The 16325-nt window shown below is 66.7% G+C and carries 15 protein-coding genes; 7 read left to right on the top strand and 8 right to left on the bottom strand.

The window, feature by feature from the left end; all coding sequences use genetic code 11:
• Positions 1–174 precede the first annotated feature (174 nt).
• A complete protein-coding gene (locus GEV05_07980; protein ID MPZ43323.1) occupies positions 175–681 on the top strand; it encodes a damage-inducible protein DinB in 507 nt (168 codons plus the stop codon).
• An 85-nt stretch (positions 682–766) separates the two neighbouring features.
• Here GEV05_07980 and GEV05_07975 read toward each other — a convergent pair whose 3' ends face one another.
• Together GEV05_07975 and GEV05_07970 are read right to left on the bottom strand one after the other, a co-directional pair.
• Complete coding sequence (locus tag GEV05_07975; protein MPZ43322.1) at positions 767–1066, bottom strand: hypothetical protein; 300 nt, start codon at positions 1064–1066, stop codon at positions 767–769.
• On the bottom strand, positions 1063–2154 hold the full coding sequence (locus GEV05_07970) for a tripartite tricarboxylate transporter substrate binding protein (GenBank protein ID MPZ43321.1): 1092 nt from the start codon (positions 2152–2154) through the stop codon (positions 1063–1065). The genes GEV05_07975 and GEV05_07970 overlap by 4 nt, the downstream gene beginning before the upstream one ends.
• A gap of 195 nt (positions 2155–2349) precedes the next feature.
• Between GEV05_07970 and GEV05_07965 the strand changes: the two genes are divergently transcribed.
• The 3 genes from GEV05_07965 (at position 2350) to GEV05_07955 (ending at position 5501) form a co-directional block, all read left to right on the top strand.
• Positions 2350–3240, top strand: a complete 891-nt coding sequence (locus tag GEV05_07965; GenBank protein ID MPZ43320.1) for an NAD-binding protein — start codon at positions 2350–2352, stop codon at positions 3238–3240.
• A gap of 52 nt (positions 3241–3292) precedes the next feature.
• Positions 3293–4390, top strand: a complete 1098-nt coding sequence (locus GEV05_07960) for a tripartite tricarboxylate transporter substrate binding protein (GenBank protein ID MPZ43319.1) — start codon at positions 3293–3295, stop codon at positions 4388–4390.
• 109 nt (positions 4391–4499) lie between these two features.
• The gene (locus GEV05_07955) at positions 4500–5501 is read left to right on the top strand and encodes a hypothetical protein (GenBank protein MPZ43318.1); all 1002 of its coding nucleotides are present in this window, start codon (positions 4500–4502) and stop codon (positions 5499–5501) included.
• 25 nt (positions 5502–5526) lie between these two features.
• Here GEV05_07955 and GEV05_07950 read toward each other — a convergent pair whose 3' ends face one another.
• The 3 genes from GEV05_07950 to GEV05_07940 all read right to left on the bottom strand — a co-directional run bounded on the left by GEV05_07950 (position 5527) and on the right by GEV05_07940 (position 7873).
• Positions 5527–6591, bottom strand: coding sequence for a 3-phosphoglycerate dehydrogenase (locus tag GEV05_07950; protein MPZ43317.1), 1065 nt, complete (start codon positions 6589–6591; stop codon positions 5527–5529).
• Between the two features lie 114 nt (positions 6592–6705).
• Positions 6706–7434: a glutathione S-transferase gene (locus tag GEV05_07945; GenBank protein ID MPZ43316.1), complete on the bottom strand. Its 729-nt coding sequence runs from the start codon at positions 7432–7434 to the stop codon at positions 6706–6708.
• A 202-nt stretch (positions 7435–7636) separates the two neighbouring features.
• Positions 7637–7873 (bottom strand): hypothetical protein, encoded by a 237-nt coding sequence (locus tag GEV05_07940; GenBank protein MPZ43315.1) that lies wholly within the window; start codon positions 7871–7873, stop codon positions 7637–7639.
• A 144-nt stretch (positions 7874–8017) separates the two neighbouring features.
• Here GEV05_07940 and GEV05_07935 point away from each other — a divergent pair, with 144 nt between their 5' ends.
• The 3 genes from GEV05_07935 to GEV05_07925 all read left to right on the top strand — a co-directional run bounded on the left by GEV05_07935 (position 8018) and on the right by GEV05_07925 (position 12491).
• Positions 8018–10312 carry a molybdopterin-dependent oxidoreductase gene (locus GEV05_07935; protein MPZ43314.1) on the top strand — a complete coding sequence of 765 codons (2295 nt, stop codon included), beginning with the start codon at positions 8018–8020 and terminating at the stop codon, positions 10310–10312.
• A 154-nt stretch (positions 10313–10466) separates the two neighbouring features.
• Positions 10467–11654 (top strand): acyl-CoA dehydrogenase, encoded by a 1188-nt coding sequence (locus GEV05_07930; protein ID MPZ43313.1) that lies wholly within the window; start codon positions 10467–10469, stop codon positions 11652–11654.
• Positions 11655–11696: 42 nt separating this feature from the next.
• On the top strand, positions 11697–12491 hold the full coding sequence (locus GEV05_07925) for a DUF541 domain-containing protein (GenBank protein ID MPZ43312.1): 795 nt from the start codon (positions 11697–11699) through the stop codon (positions 12489–12491).
• 68 nt (positions 12492–12559) lie between these two features.
• On the opposite strand, the gene GEV05_07920 is transcribed toward GEV05_07925, so the two are convergent.
• The 3 genes from GEV05_07920 to GEV05_07910 form a co-directional block, all read right to left on the bottom strand.
• Positions 12560–14044 carry a Do family serine endopeptidase gene (locus tag GEV05_07920; protein MPZ43311.1) on the bottom strand — a complete coding sequence of 495 codons (1485 nt, stop codon included), beginning with the start codon at positions 14042–14044 and terminating at the stop codon, positions 12560–12562.
• Positions 14045–14118: 74 nt separating this feature from the next.
• Positions 14119–15426, bottom strand: coding sequence for a HAMP domain-containing protein (locus GEV05_07915; protein ID MPZ43310.1), 1308 nt, complete (start codon positions 15424–15426; stop codon positions 14119–14121).
• A complete protein-coding gene (locus tag GEV05_07910) occupies positions 15423–16085 on the bottom strand; it encodes a response regulator (protein ID MPZ43309.1) in 663 nt (220 codons plus the stop codon). Before GEV05_07910 ends, GEV05_07915 begins: the two co-directional genes overlap by 4 nt.
• Between the last annotated feature and the right edge of the window lie 240 nt (positions 16086–16325).

The following is a 16325-nucleotide window of genomic DNA, read 5'->3' as shown; positions in this document are numbered from 1 at the left end:
GCGGCTCGATGGCTGCCTGTCGGCGAACCTCGCGCCTGCCGACCAGGCGCTGGTGCTCGGGCTTTCGCCGGATACGCGCGACCGCTGTCGCAGATTTGCGTCGCACGCTCGATCCCTTGCGCCCCGTCCTGTGGTAGCGTGCCGGTTCCTGGCAACCGCGGAGGGGAGTGGCACATGGACGCCAAGACTGCACGCATGCTGACGCGCTACAACGCCTGGGCCAACAAGCTCATGTTCGACGCCGTGACCGCGCTGCCCGAAGGCGAGGCAGTGAAGCCGCGCACCAGCCTTTTCCGCAACATGGTGCATACGCTCAATCACAACTACGTGATCGACCGCATATGGCAGGCGCATCTCGAGGGACGCGAACATGGCTACGAGGGGCGCAACACCAAGGATCACCCGCCGCTCGACGAGTTGTGGCGGCTGCAACAGGAGGTCGACGCCTGGTACGTCACATGGAGCGACCGGCTCGACGACGGCCGGATGAACGAGAGCGTGCAGTTCACGCTCATCGGCGGCAATGCCGGCGAGATGACGCGCGCCGAGATCCTGCTGCATGTCCTCGGGCATCGTCACTACCACCGCGGATTCGTCTGCGACATGATGTTCGAGGTACCCTCGCGCCCGCCGACCATGGATCTGCCGGTGTATCTGCGCGAGCAAGGCAGGCCGGGCTGACGCAGCCGCGCGAGGCATGAAGTCGTACTGGATCGGCACCCGCGCGGCGTAGTTCGCGCCCGAAGAGGAGCTGGCGAGAAGCTCGTTACACCACGCGCTCGAGCGGCACCTGGAACAGGCGGATGTGATCGGCCCGGCGGATGATCTCCGCATTGGCCGCGCGGATCGCATCGATCAGCGCGGTGAGCGGCGCCTCCTCCTCGAAGGCGATCATCAGCACGCCGTTGAGGCTTGCGAACATGCCCTTGCCCAGATGTGGCTCGGTTTCGTGTCCCTTGCCTTTGGCATGCTCCCAGCGGGTGTAATAGTCGATATCGCAGCTCGCGAGCAGCCCCATCACGCGCTCGGTGTAGTGCTCGTTGTGTACGACGAAGGCAAGCTTCATTGCGCCACTCCGGTTTGAAACCGCATGTGCAGCTCGCGCAGGATACGCGTGAGCTTTTCGATCTCCAGCTTGATGTGGGCGCCGAACTCCTCGGGCTCGTCGCCGATCAGAACGTACCCCAGGTCCGTGAGCGCCGTGCTCGTTTGCGGCATGCTGAGCGCGTTCAGCGTGGCGCCGCGGATGGCGGCGATGATCTCCGCCGGGGTCTTCGCCGGCACCGCCAGCCCGTACCAGTTGCCGGCCTGATAGCCCGGGTAGCCCAGCTCGGCAACGGTCGGGAGCTCGCGCAGGAGCGCAACGCGCTCGCTGCTGGTGACGGCGAGCGCGCGCAGCTTTCCCCGGCGGACGTTGGGCAGCGCGGTTGCCATGGGCGCGAAGTACACCGAGACTTCGCCCGTCAGCACCGCCGTGATCGCCTCGCCGCCGGAACGATAGGGCACGTGCAGCAGCTTCACGCCGGCGCGGTGCTTGAAAAGCTCGCCGGCGAGGAAGGTGGGCGTACCGATGCCACCCGAGCAATAGGCGATGTCGCCGGGGCGCGCTTTGGCGAGCTTGACGAGCTCGTCCAGCGAATTGACCTGAAGCGCCGGATGCACCACCACGACCGAGGGGGACGAGGCGACCTGCGTGACCGGCGCGAAGTCCCGCAGCAGATCGTAGTCGCGGTTCTTATACAGCAGCGTGGTTGCTGCGTGCGCAATGTTCACCAGCAGGATCGAATGGCCGTCGGGCACGGCCTTCGCCGCCATCTCGGCGCCGATGCTGCCGGAGGCACCGGCGCGGTTTTCGACCACCACCTGCTTGCCGAAGGCGGAAGTCAGCCCGCGCGCGAGGATGCGGCCGATGGTGTCCGAGCCGCTTCCGGGCGAATACGACACGATGAGCCGCACCTGCCGAGCAGGGTAAGGCTGCGCGCCGGGCATGCTGCTGCTCATGATGGCGACGAGCGTACATGCCGTGCAGCACGCGAAACGCAAGCTCGACATGACCCTCCTCGTATCCGGCACGTCGGCCGCGATCGGCCGCCGAGCGGCAGGTCCCACGCGCCGTGTGCCCGTTGCGGGGACATGATCGCGCAGCGTGATCATCGTACGATTATGCCAAGACTCGCCTCGAGCGTGCACTGCTACTTTCGTCTACGTACCTGCCCGGGCTGCGGCAAGCGCGATGGAAGCGATAGAATCGCCCGCGGCGGAAGACGGTTCGCTGCACGCGCGATAGGGTGGCCAGTGGCGAAAGCGGTCGAAACGGCCGGGACCGGAATGCCCTGAGCGGAGATCGATATGGGTGATCGCATCGGCATCGTCGGCGTGGGCCTGATGGGCTCGGCCTTTTCTCAGCACCTGGTTGCGCAGGGGTTCGAAGTGTGCGGCTTCGATATCGATTCCGCGCGCATGGCGCAATTGCGTGCACGCGGGTGTATCCCTGTGACGTCGCCTGCCGCGGCGGCCGAAAACGCGCGCTGGGTGCTAACCTCGCTGCCGACGAGTGACATCGTGCGCGAGGTCGTGCTCGGTCGCGACGGCATCGCGCAAGGGGCCGCGCCGGGCTCGATCGTCGTCGATGCGAGCACGTCGCGCCCGCAGGATTCGGAGCGCCTGGGCGCGGAGCTCGCGCAGCGCGGCTTCGGCTTTCTCGACGCCGCGGTGAGCGGCACGAGCGCGATGGCCTGGAAGAAGGATCTCATCGTCATCGCCGGCGGTACTCTGGAGCAGTTCGAGGCCTGCAAACCGGTGTTCGATGCGATCGCGCGGGCGGCGTATCGGATGGGACCGGTCGGAACCGGTGCGATGACCAAGCTCGTCATCAACCTGGTGCTGTTCGGCAATCGTCTGGCGCTGGCCGAAGGTCTGGTGCTCGGCATGAAGGCCGGCATGACGGGCGAAAGCCTGCTCGCGGTGCTGCAGGATGCCGCCTGCAGCTCCAAGACGATGATCGACAAGGGCCCGAAGATGCTCGCGGGCGATTACGCCCCCGAGGGGCAGGTGAAGATCTCGCTCAAGGACGGGCGGCTTGCGCTGGAGCAGGCGCTGCGTGTCGGGGCGCCGATGTTCGTCGGCAGCCTGTGGACGCAACTGCAGCAGGCTGGCTATGAACAGGGCATGGGCGAGCTGGACAGCGTGGCGTTCATCGAGATTCTGCGCCAGCTCGCCGGCTTGCCGAAGCGGATCTGAGGGAATCTGAAGCGCGCCGCCGGACGGACCGGCGGTGCTCGAGTAATCGGAAATGAGCCGCCGGGCGAACCGGCGGCTCGAACAATCGGAAATGAGCCGCCGGTTCGGCCGGCGGCTCGAACACAAGGAGGAAGTTTTCGTGTCGAACAGTAAATGGGCCGCGCGGGCGGCCGTCGGTAAATGGGCCGCACGAGCGGCCGTGGCCGCGGCCGGCGCACTCGTCGGGGTCGCGACCGCGCAGGCGCAGGGCAGCTATCCGAGCAAGCCGGTGCGCTTCATCAACCCGGTGGCCGCCGGAGGCAATCAGGACATCGTGTCGCGCGCCATCGCCGGGGAGGTGAGCCGAGGGCTCGGCCAGCAGGTGCTGGTGGAGAGTCGCCCGGGCGCAAGCGCCATCGTGGGCACGCGTTCGGTGAAGGCGTCGGCTCCCGACGGCTATACCTACCTCACCGTCTCCAATACCTTTGCCCGGGTGCCGGCGATCGTCGCGGCGGCCGGCTACGATCCCCTCAAGGACTTCGAGCCGGTCTCGCTCATGGCCGACATCCCGATGGTGCTGTCGGTCAATCCGTCGCTTCCCGTGAAGACCACGCAGGAGCTGATCGCCCTGGCGAAGAAGCGCCCGGGCGATCTGCTGTACGCCTCGGCCGGACGCGGATCGACCGGTCACGTCGCGGCCGAGATGTTCAGCCGCGCGGCCGGCATCGAGCTCAGGCACATTCCTTACAAGGGCAATGCGCCGGCGATCGTCGATCTGATCGGCGGCCAGGTCATGATCATGTTCGACCAGGTGAGCACGTCGTTTCCGCACATCCGGGCGGGGAAGCTGCGCGCGCTCGGCGTGACCAGCAAGGAGCGCTCGGCGCTGTTTCCCGATTTGCCCACCATCGAAGAGGCGGGGCTGAAGGGCTTCCAGGACTCGACTTTCAACGGGATCGTGGCCCCGGCCGGAACGCCGCGCGAGATGCGCGAGCGCATCCGGCGCGAAGTCGTGAAAGCCGTTGCCGTGCCGGAAGTACGCAATCGTTTTCTCGAGCGCGGCATCGTGCTCAAGTCGAGCGGGTCGCTGGAGGAGTTCGGCGCCTTTCTGCGCAAGCAGGTGACGGAGTTCGCCAAGCTGGCGAAGGAAGCCGGCATCGAGCCGAAATAGCGCGAGTATTTTTGCCCGGGCCGACCCGACTCGAAAGCCACCGACTGTCACGCGAAGCATATGGCGTGAATCGAGCGTAGCCCGCCGGGCGCACCATGGAGAGATCGCAATGAGCAATTCCGCTTCGCCGCTGCGCTGGGGCATCGTCGGCCTGGGCTGGGTCAGCACCGATTTCACCGGACCGGCGATGCTGAAGAGCCCGGGCTCGCGCATGGCTGCGTGCCTCGGCAGCTCGCCGCAGAAAGGCCAGGCTTTCGCCGAGCGTTTTCAGGTCGAGCGTGTGCACGCGAGCCTGGACGCGATGATGGCGGACCCGGACGTGGACGCAATCTACGTCGCCACGCCCAATGCCACGCACCGCGAGATCGTGCTGGCGGCAGCGCGCGCCGGCAAGCACGTGCTGTGCGAAAAGCCGTTCGCAATGCATGTGGCCGAAGCGCGCGAGATGGCCGAAGCGTGCAGGCGTGCGGGCGTGATCTTGCGGGTGGCGCACCAGCTTCGCCTGGACGAGGCGGTGGTGCGGGCGCGGGAGATCGTGCGCTCGGGGCGCCTGGGTCGCATCGCCGCGATTTCTCTGGAGCGTGCTTCGGCGATGCCGCCGCGCACCACCTGGCGCACCGATGTGCGCCAAAGCGGCGTCGTGTACGACGTCGGCGTGCATCTGATCGACCAGGTGCAATGGCTCATCGGCCAGCGTTTCGCCGAGGTGAGCGCTTTTACTCATCCGGACCGTCGCCAAGGCGAGTCCGACGACCAGATCACCATCCTCGGGCGCATGTCGGAGGACTGCCATGCCGTAATTCGCGCCACGCGCGAGATCGCGGCTGCCGAGAACAATCTCATCATCGAAGGCTCGGAGGCGACCTTGATCACCTCGGCCTTGCGCTTCGTGCCCGAGCACTTCGTTCGGGTACGCGATCTTGAGGGAAGCAGCGAGGAGCGCTTCAAGGCGAGCCCGAACTACGAGCTGCAGGTGCGCGCTTTCGAGGGCGAGATCGCCGGCACGCGCAGCCTGCTGCCCGACGCCGAGGAGTGCATCCACGTGGTCGCGACTACGGAAGCGGTGCTCGCGTCGGTGCAGGAGCGGCGAGCCGTTGCGCCGGCCGCATAACGACGAAGGGATTGCCGCAGCGCGCTCAGTCTGAAGCGGGCGCGAAGCCGAAGATCGCTTCGAAGCGCTGGCTGAAGCGCGCCCAGGCGGCCGGGTTGAGCAGCCGCGGCGGGCGCCCGCCGCGCAACGTCACTGCCACCTGGTCGGCGTTCCATTGCGCCATCGCAAGGCGCGATTCGGTGGTCACGCCGGCCGTGTGGCACGTGGCGATGAAGTTGTCGAACCCGAGCAGCGGATGCCCCAGCGGCGGCGGTTCGATCGCCCACACGTCCACCCCGGCGCCGGCCAGGCGTTTGCTGATGAGCGCATTGGCAAGCGCATGCTCGTCGACGATGCCGCCGCGCGCGGTATTGATCAGAATCGCGCCCATCTGCATGTGCGAGAACTCGCGCGACGAAATGAGGTTCTGCGTCTCTGCCGTGAGCGGGCAGTGCACCGATACGAAGCGCGCTTCGGCAAGCAGGGTGTCGAGGCTCACCTTGGTGGCGCTGCGCGCGCGGCATGCCTGCGCATCGAGGTACGGATCGTAGGCGAGCACGCGCATGTCGAGTCCCGAAGCGCAGATGCGCGCCACGCGCCGGCCCACTTCGCCCAGCCCGATCAAGCCTATGGTGGCCTTGGCTGCGTTCCAGCCCTTGAAGATCTCGCGGTCCACCCCGCGTTCGCGGTGCAGCGACCGGTCGGTCCAGGGCATGTTCTTGGTGAGCGCCAGCAGCATGCCGACGGTATGCTCGGCCGTAGCCTGCGCGTTCGCGCCGGCCTGGTTGACCGCGAGCACGCCCGCGCCGGTGCAGGCTTCCAGATCGATGGTGTCGTAGCCCGCGCCGGTGGTGGAGACGACCAGCAGCTGCGGACAGCGCGCGAGCAAGTCGCTGCGACACCTGTATTCGTCGGGAACTTCGTGGCGTGAGGAGGAGATGCAGTAGGCATGGCAGATCGCCATGACTTCCCAGTTCTGCTCGGACAACGCGTCGTAGCGCAGCCGATGGACCTCGATGTCGCGGTGCTCTTTCTCGAGACAATCGGCCACACTGGGTGTCTTCGATTCGTGAAACCAGAACGTGTGTTTGACGGTTGCTGCTTCGGACATCTCGACCCTCTTTCCCTCCGGAGGATGAGCGGAAATGCTCGGGTCGGGCACTCCGCGATGTTGTGATCGACGATTCGGGCGCCACGCGCATGCGCGTGGCGCATTCACGCCCAGTTAGGGATCCAGCTCGGAGTAGTGCCGGAATATCCCTTTGTCGTTGAACGCCATGCGCCGCGGCGATGCGAGGTAGGCGGCGATGCGCGCAGCCGCGCTCACCTGGTCGCGCAAGGCCAGAATGCGAGGATAAGTCGGAGCGAGGCGCAGCATGGCGCGCGGAAAGGCGTAACGCAGCCCCTCGATCATGTGGAACAGCGACAGGTCGGGGTACGACCACGTGCCCCCGACCAGGCGCGGCTCGGCGGCGCCGGTTGCGCTGAGCAGGCGCTCGAAATAGTTCAGGAACTTCGGCAGGCGTAGCTCGAGAAAATCGGCCGCGCGCCGCACCGCCTCGGGCTTCTGCTGCTCGTAGTACAAGCTCTTGGCGACGGGGTGATGGGTATCGTGGATCTCCACCAGCCAGTCCGCCATGATGAGCTGCAGCTGGTGCGCCCACAGGCGACTCGCTGCGTCCTCCGGTACCAGAGTCAGGTGCGGACCCAGGTATTGCAGGATGTTGGCGGTCTGGCTGACGTAGAGCTCGCCTGCCTGCAGAATCGGCGGCGCGAACGGAGGCTGTCCGCCGAGCGGCTCGGCGAGCAGGCGCGCGATGCCGGGACGACCGCCGCCCTCGTCTTCGGGCAGTCGGCCGACATCGACATAATCGGCGCCCGCCGCCTCGAGCGCGAGCCGAACGAACTCGCCGCGGCCGGGTATATGCGGCCAATAATAGAGCCGGTAGCGCATGATCGACACCTTCGCGAGGCAAATCGTGACGAGCGTACCATTGTCCGCTGCTACGCGCTAAGTCCGACGTTCGCAAAATGCGACAGTTGCCGGGCGCCAGATTTGCTGCGTGTGGGCGCCTCGCACGCGCCGTGCAATGCTGGGCGCATCTCTCCCACTGTGGCGACGTACGTTGTAGTCGTGAGGGGCTGGCGGCTTGCCCTCAGTAGTGCGACTTGAAGTGGATGCCTTCGCGCTTGGCGAGTTCCTCCAGGTCGATGTAGGAGCGCCGCGTCGCCTTGTCGACGGTGAACTGCATTTTCCGATTGGTCTCGGTGGTGGCGCGGATGTCGATCAGCTCCAGCCCTTCCTTTACTTCCCATTCGTGCGCGCCGGCGATGCCGGGCGCTCCGGGGTAGTCGGCTTCGTTGATGACGCGCAGTGTCGATTCGACATTCATGGCCTGATCCTCCGTTCGACGCATCGGCATCAGAGTGTACCGGAGGCGCCGCGATCGGCCGCGCGAGAGTGTGCGAGAATTTTGCGACTGCCCCGGCCGGACGACCGGCCATCGCGGCAGCGAGACGCAGGAGGGCGAGGCATCATGGGACGGCGCGAAGATCTACGTTTGATCACCGGGCAGGGGCGTTACACCGCGGACTGGAGTCTGCCCGATCAATGCCATGCGGTATTCGTGCGCTCCGACCGGCCGCATGCCGACATCGTGCGCATCGATGCGTTGCAGGCGTTGGCGCTGCCCGGCGTCCTGGCCGTGTACACCGGGGAAGACACGAAAGAGGAAGACTTCAAGTCCTTGCCCAACGTCGTGAGCTATCCCGGCAAGGACGGGCGGCCAATGTCGAAGCCGTTCCATCCGGTGCTCGCGATCGGGCGGGTACGTTATGTCGGCGAGCCGATTGCGATCGTGGTCGCCAGCACGGCGGCGATCGCGGAAGACGCGCGCGATCTCATCGAGATCGAGTATCGCGAGCGGCCGCCGGTCATCGGCTTCGACCCGGCGGTGCGCGAAGGCGCGGCGCAGCTGCACGACGAGATCCCGAACAATCTCGCGTTCGAATTCGAGTCGGGCGACGCGCAAGCGGTGGCGGACGCCTTCGCCCGCGCCCGCTATACGAGCAAGCTCACCGTGGACAGCCAGCGTCTGGTCGGCAACCCGATGGAGCCGCGCGCGTGCCTGGCTGCATACGACGCGAACAACGGCCGCTATACCGTGCACCTGCTGCTGCAGGGCGTGGGCGGCATGCGCGGGCAGCTTTCCTACGTGACGGGCCTGAACAACGACAAGCTCGTCCTGGTCGCGCAGGATGTCGGCGGAAGCTTCGGCGTGCGCGGCGCCGCCTACCCGGAGTACTTCGCGATCATGATGGCGGCGCGCAAGCTTGGCCATCCCGTCAAGTGGGTCGCTACGCGCGCCGAAACCTTCGTGAGCGATTTTCACGGCCGCGCCATCTCGCTCACCGGTGAGCTGGCCATCGATGCGGAACGCAAGTTTCTCGCCATCCGCTTCGACGACCGTGCCGATCTCGGCGCCTATGCGGCCGCGTTCGGCGCTTTGATCGCGACCAAGAATCTGACCGTGACGATGGGCGGCGTCTACGCCATTCCGCACATCTACGGACGCACCCGCCTGGCCTATACCAATGCCGTGCCGGTGTCGGCCTATCGCGGCGCCGGCCGGCCGGATATCGCCTATGCGATCGAGCGGCTGGTCGATTATGCGGCGCACGAGCATGGCTTCGATCCGATCGAGCTGCGGCGCAAGAACTTCATCGCACCTTCGGCGATGCCCTACCGGATGGCGAACGGCGGCGTCTACGACTCGGGCGATTTCGAAGGCGTCATGGAGGACGCCTTGGCGCGCGCCGACTGGGCGGGATTTCCGGCACGCCGCAGCCAGGCGTCCGCAGGGGGAAAGCTGCGCGGCATTGGCATCGCGACTTATCTCGAGGCCGGCGGCGGCGGCGCGGCGCCCAAGGACGAAGTGGCCGTCACCTTCGATGCCGATGGCGACATGACGCTTTATGCCGTCACCCAGTCGTCGGGGCAGGGCCACGAAACGACCTTTCCCGAAATCGTCGCGCGCATCCTCGGCGTCGACGCGAGCCGCATCCGCTTCCACCCGATGCCGCCACCGTCTGAGCTGGTCGGAAACGGCACCGGCGGATCGCGCGGCGTGCTCGGGACGGGGAGCGCGTTTCACGTGCTCGGCCACAAGCTGATCGAGCGCGCTCGGCCGCACGCCGGCGCAATCCTCGGCCGGCCGGAAAGCGAGCTGCACTATGCCGAGGGTGCCTTCCAAGCCGGCGATCGGTCGATCGGATTTCTCGACCTGGCTCGGCGCCTGGCCGGCGAGCAGCCGCATCCGCTCGATGCGACCGCCGAGGGCACGTTCGGCATGAGCTTTCCGAACGGCTGCCACATCGCCGAGGTGGAAGTCGATCCCGAGACGGGCGCGACCGAGGTCGTGCGCTATACCGCGGTGGACGACCTGGGCAACGTGATCAACCCGGTGCTGGTGGAAGGCCAGGTCCAGGGTGGCGTGATGCAAGGCGCCGGGCAGGTATTCGGCGAACATGCCCGCTACGACGAGGCGACCGGGCAATTGCTGGCGGGCAGCTTCATGGACTACGTCATGCCGCGTGCCGGCTGGATTGCCGACATGGTCGTGCACGATCATCCGGTACCCACACCCACCAACGCGCTCGGCGCCAAGGGCGTGGGCGAGTCCGGCTGCAGCGGCTCGCTGCCGGCGCTGACCAATGCGATGATGGACGCGTTGCGCCCGCTCGGGATCGCGCATCTCGACATGCCCTTCACGCCGGCGAAGGTGTGGACGGCGATTCACAGTGCGCGCAGCGCGAAGGCGGCCGCGCGCTAGTGTGGTAAATCGTAAAGTCGTCGTAATTCGTCATTCCCGCGCAAGCGGGAATCCAGAACGAGACTCCACCTGGACCCCCGCGTTCGCGGGGGTGACGAACTTCTGACTCAGGACACTAGAATCGTTGCTTCCGTTGCTGTCGCCAGGAGCCCCCATGGATTTCACCTTGCCCGAAGAGCTGCGCATGCTGCGCGATACGGTCGCGCGCTTCGTCAAGCAGGAAATGATTCCCCTGGAGAAGGAGGTCATTCGCCGCGAAGCGGAGCGCGGGCTCACGGACGCAGCGCTGATCGCGCCCGATGTCGAGCAGGAGCTCGAGCGCAAGGCCAAGGAGATCGGCCTCTACGGCATCGACGTGCCCGAGGAGTACGGCGGCCAGAACCTCGGCATGCTGGCCAAGGCGGTCGTGATCGAGGAGATGAAATACAGCATCACGCCGTTCATCCTGCCGCCCGACAGCCCCAACCTGTGGATGCTGCGCGAAACGTGCAAGGGCGATCAAATTCAGAAATACCTCATCCCTTACGCCAACGGCGAGAAGAAAGCCTCGATCGCGATCACCGAGCCGGCCGCCGGCTCCGATCCCGCCGGGATGAAGACGCGAGCCGAGTACAAGAACGGCAAATGGATCATCAACGGCCAGAAGATCTTCATCAGCGGCGCGCGCAAGGCCGACTTCATCATCGTCATGGCGGTGACCGATCCATCCAAAGGCTCGCGCGGCGGCATCACGGCGTTCCTGGTCGATCAGGGCACGCAAGGCCTTTCCATCCCGTCGGTGTTCAACACCGTGGGCGAGCACGCACCCTACGCGGTCTTCTTCGACAACGTGGAAGTAACGGACGACCAGGTGCTCGGCACGGTGGGAAACGGCTTCGGGCCGATGCAGAACCGGCTTGGCGTGCGCCGCATGGAGATCGCCTGCCGCGCCATGGGCTATTCGCGCCGCTGCCTCGATCTCATGATTCCGCAGGCGAACGAGCGCAAGACCTTCGGCGCGCTGCTCGCCGATCGCCAGGCGGTGCAATGGGCCATCGCCGACAGCTGGCAGGAAATGGAGATGGTGCGCTGGATCACCTGGCGGCTCGCCTGGAAGATGGACCAGGGCGACAAGAACTGGCGGCGCGAGGCGGCGATGGTCAAGCTGCAGGGCAGCGAGCTGATCGCGCGCGTGGTCGATCGCGCCATGCAGATGTTCGGCGGCATGGGCATGACCAAGGACATGCCGCTCGAATACATCTATCGCGCCTGCCGGCCGTTCCGGATCTACGAAGGACCGAGCGAGATCCATCGCTGGTTCATCGCGCGCGACCTGCTGCGCAACGGCCTGCCGGCCGACTGAGGCGCGCGAGCCGCTCGCGCGTTGGCCTCGCAGGCACGCCCGATGCTGCGCCAGGGCTCGTTCCCCACTTCAGGATTCGACATGTCGCGTCTTTTCACCGTATTGAATGCCCGCTCGCGGATGCGCGCGGCGACGTGCGCCTTGGCGGCGTTTTTTCTCTTCCTCGGCGTGTCGTGGAGCTCCCACGGCGTCGCAGCCGAGCCGGATCGAGCGCCGTACATCGAAGTGACGGGTGAAGCGGAGGTCAGGGTCTCGCCCGATACGGCCCAGCTCGCCTTCGGGGTCACGACGCGCGCCGACAATGCAGCCGCGGCCGCCCAGCAGAATGCGACTCGCATGGAGGCCGTGCTCGATGCGGTGCGCAAGGCGCTCGGCTCGGGCGCGCAGATCGGAACCGGTACGTATTCCCTGCGCGCCGAGCATAGCTCGCCGCGCGACGGCACGCCGGCGCGGGTGACGGGGTACACCGCATCCAATATCGTGCGCCTGGAAACGCGCGAGCTCGACCGCCTGGGAGAGCTCATCGACGTTGCGACCCAGGCGGGCGCCAACCAGGTGCAGCGCATCGGCTTCACGCTGAGCGATCCGGCGGCTGCGCGCCGAGGTGCATTGCGCGACGCCGTGGCCGATGCGCAGGCCGAAGCCGAGGCGATCGCGGCCGCGCTCGGTACGACGCTGGGCCCGGTTCAATCCGTGGTCGAGCAGGAGATGGGACCGATCCGGCCCTTCATGCAGGATGCCGTGATGGCGCGCGCCGAAGCCGCCGCGACGCCGATCGAGCCGGGAATGGTTTCGGTGCGCTCGCGCGTACTGGTGCGAATCCAGATCGCGCGCTGAGCAGCTGGCCGAGATAAAAAGCCGGCGCACTCAGGCGCCGGCTTCATGAAGACTACACTGCAGGGCGATCAGCCGATCTCGACCGGTACGAAGATGCGGGCGTTGTCACGCTGCACCAGGATGGGGAGCGTCTTGTCCGCGTCCTTTGTGGCGGAACGCAACTCTTCGACGCTCTTCACCGGCTTCTGGTTGACCGAGACGATGATGTCGCCCGGGCGGATACCCGCTTTCGCGGCCGCACCGGCCACCTGCTCGACCAGAACGCCGCCCTCGACGTGAGCCTGCTGCTGCTCTTGCGGGCTCAGCGGCCGCACGGCCACGCCGAGGCGAGCACCCGACAGGTCCTTCGCGTCGGCGGAGGCAACCTGTTGCGACGGCGCCTCGCCGATCACGACCGACAGCTCGCGCGGTTTGCCGTTGCGCCAGACTTCGAGCGTTGCGTTCGATCCCGGCTTCATCGCGGCGACGCGGCTGGAGAGATCGATCGAGCGCTGAATCGCGGCCCCATCGACCTTCAACACGACGTCCCCGGGCTTGACACCCGCCTTGTCGGCCGGGCTTCCGTCTTCCACGCTGCTTACCAGCGCGCCGTGCGCCCGGTCCATGCCGAACGAGTTCGCCAGGGATTGGTTCACCTCCTGGATGATGACGCCGAGGCGGCCGCGCGTGACCTTGCCGTACCGGACCAGTTGAGCCTTCACCTGCATGGCGGTATCGATCGGTATGGCGAACGACAGGCCCTGGTAGCCGCCGCTGCGAGTGTAGATCTGCGAGTTGATCCCGACGACTTCACCCTGGAGGTTGAACAGCGGACCGCCGGAGTTTCCGGGATTCACGGCGACATCGGTCTGGATGAACGGCACGTAAGTCCCGTCCGGGAGGGCACGGGCTTTCGCGCTCACGATGCCGGAAGTGACCGAATTCTCGAAGCCGTAAGGCGAGCCGATCGCGACCACCCACTCGCCCACGTCCAGAGTTTTCGGATCGCCCAGTTTGACGCTGGGCAGGTTCTCGGCATCGATCTTCAGCACTGCGATGTCGGTTTGCGCATCGACGCCGACCACCTTGGCCTTGAACTCGCGCCGGTCGGTGAGCTTGACCGTTACTTCGGATGCATCCTTGACCACATGGGCATTGGTCAGTATCGTCCCGTCGGGACTGATGATGAAGCCCGATCCTATGCCGTGCGAGGGTTGGGCGCCGTGCGGCATTTGCGGGATCTGGAAACGCCGGAAGAACTCATAGAACGGGTCGCCCGGGTTGACGCCGAAGTCAGGCATGTTGGGTATCGTGGCCCCAGCTTGCGCCCGCGCCTCGTGCGTGACGCTGATATTCACCACCGCCGGCCCGTAGCGCTCGACCAGCGTGGAGAAGTCCGGCAAGGCCGCCAGCGGAATCGAGCTCGCTTGAGTGCCGGTGGTCTCGACCGCGGCTTGCGAGGTCTCGACTGCGGCTTGCGCCGTGGCCGGCTCGTAGTATCGGATACCGCCGACGCCCAGTACGGTCACCAAACCCGCCGCGGCCAAGCTTCGTACGATCGGCTTCACTCTCATTTCGATCTCCTCAGTTCAGTGGACGCGCTTATTGCGCATGACCGCCATACTGAGGGACGAAGCTTAAGCGCCGCTTAAACCGGAAACACGACGCGCGCGGCAAGACCGACCCCGCCGGGGCCAGAATCCAGTTGCACGCGCGCCTGGTGGCGTTGCGCGATGCTGCGCACGATGGCGAGTCCGAGGCCGCTGCCCGGCTGGTCGGAATCCGTGCGCCGGTAGAAGCGGTCGAACACGCGCTCGCGCTCCTGCGGCGCGATGCCGGGCCCGTCGTCGCTTACCTCCAGCGTGATGCCGTCCGCGCCGCGGAAGGCCGATACGTCGACGCGGCCGCCGCGCGGGGTGTAGCGAAGCGCGTTGTCGACCAGATTCGAAAGGAGCGTGCCGAGCCCCTCGGGTTCGCCGCGCACGATGAGATCAGGGTCGCGGCGCGCCAGCCCGAGATCGATGCCTCGGTTCTCGGCCAGGACCGAATAGTCGCTCACGACGCGGGCGGCGATCTCGCCGAGCTCCACGTCGGTCATCGTTCGTTCACCGGAGCTCGGGTCTTCGCGCGCGAGCGTGAGGAGCTGCTGGACAAGGTGGGCCGCACGCTCGAGGCCCTGCTTCAGCGTGGCGAAGGCGGCCGCACGCTCGTCGGCCCCGGTCGCGCGTTCGGCGAGTTGCGCTTGCAGCCGCAGTGCCGTAAGCGGGGTCCTCAGCTCATGCGCGGCATCGGCGACGAGGTTGCGCTGCGATTCGAGCGCGTGGCCGAGCCGTGCCAGCAGGTCGTTGAGCGCCGCGATCAGCGGGCGCACTTCCTGCGGCGCGCTTCGCTCGGGCAGTGGCGGCAGCGAAGTCGCGCTGCGTGCCTTGACGGCGTTCGTCACCGTATCGAGCGGCTTCAGTGCACGCGTAACGGCGAGCCACAGCAGCCCGGCGAGCAGCGGCAGCGCGAGAAGAAACGGCGCCAGCGTGCGCCCGGCCGCATCCCTTGCCAGGCGGTTGCGCATCGGCAGCGGTTGGGCCACCTGCAGCGTGAGGCCGCGTTCGCGCAGCGCATAGGCGCGCCACGGCCCCTGCGGCGTCTCCAGGCTCGAATAGCCGGCCTGGGGGCGTAACGGGAGCTGCACGCCAGGCTGCGAGTAGTAGAGCAGGAAGCCGTCGTCGCTGGAGATCTGGATAGCGAAGTCCAGGCCTTCGGCCAGGGGCGGGATGTCGAGGGTGAAGGCGCCGCGCAGCGCCTGATCGCGCAGCGACAGCGCCATCTGCCGCAACTGGTAATCGAGCAGCTCGTCGACTTCCTGGCGTGCCTTGTAATACACGCCGAGCGCGGCGATGCACCCCGCCGCGAGCACCGCTGCGAGCATGCTGACGAGCAGCTGGCGGCGGATCGAGCTCACGTCTCGCGCGCAACGACGTAGCCGACCCCGCGCACCGTCTTGATGAAATCTGCGCTGAGCTTCCTGCGCAGCGTATGCACATAGACTTCGACTGCGTTGCTCTCGATCTCCTCGCCCCAGCCGTAGATGCGCTCTTCGAGCTGGGCGCGCGACAGGATCGCGCCGGGCCGCTCCACCAGCGCCTGCAGCAGCGCGAGCTCGCGCGCGGAAAGCGCCACTTCCTGGCCGCGCCAGGTTACGTGCCGGGTGGCCGGGTCGAGCGTGAGGCTGCGAATCCGGATCAGCGGATCGGCGCGGCCCGTGCGCCGGCGGTGCACCGCGCGGATGCGGGCAGCGAGCTCGTCCAGATCGAACGGCTTCACGATGTAGTCGTCAGCTCCGCTGTCGAGCCCGGCAATTCGATCCTGAACCTTGTCGCGTGCGGTGACGATGAGCACTGGCGTGTCGTTCCCCGATCGGCGGATGGACTTCAGAACTTCGTCGCCGCTCTTGCCGGGCAGGCCCAAGTCGAGCAACACGGCGTCGAAGGTATTGGCGGCGAGCGCCGCGGCTGCCGCCCGGCCATCGCGCACCCAGTCGACCGAGAAGCCGTCCTGGCGCAGGCCTTTCTGCGCACCCGCGCCGATCATCGGATCGTCTTCGACTAGCAGCACGCGCATGAAGTCGGCTCGGGTGGACACGGCGCCGAGTGTGCAGGCAGCCGCTTAAGGCGAGCTTAAGGCTCGCTCCAGGATCGCAGCAAGCCGGCTGCCCATTCCTCAGCGACTCGCTCGAGGTCTCGCGCGTCGTCAGCAGCCGCATCCGCCTCGACCATCAAACCGTGGACCTCAACCAGGTCGTGCAGCACGCGACCGAAACGGTCAAGTCTGAGGCGCACTCCCCGCCGCAAGACAGGCCAG

The organism is Betaproteobacteria bacterium (assembly GCA_009377585.1).
In the GTDB taxonomy this organism is placed as follows: Bacteria; Pseudomonadota; Gammaproteobacteria; order Burkholderiales; family WYBJ01; genus WYBJ01.
The sequence above is the reverse complement of the archived record's forward strand: the minus strand, read 5'-3'. Positions and strand labels throughout refer to the sequence as shown.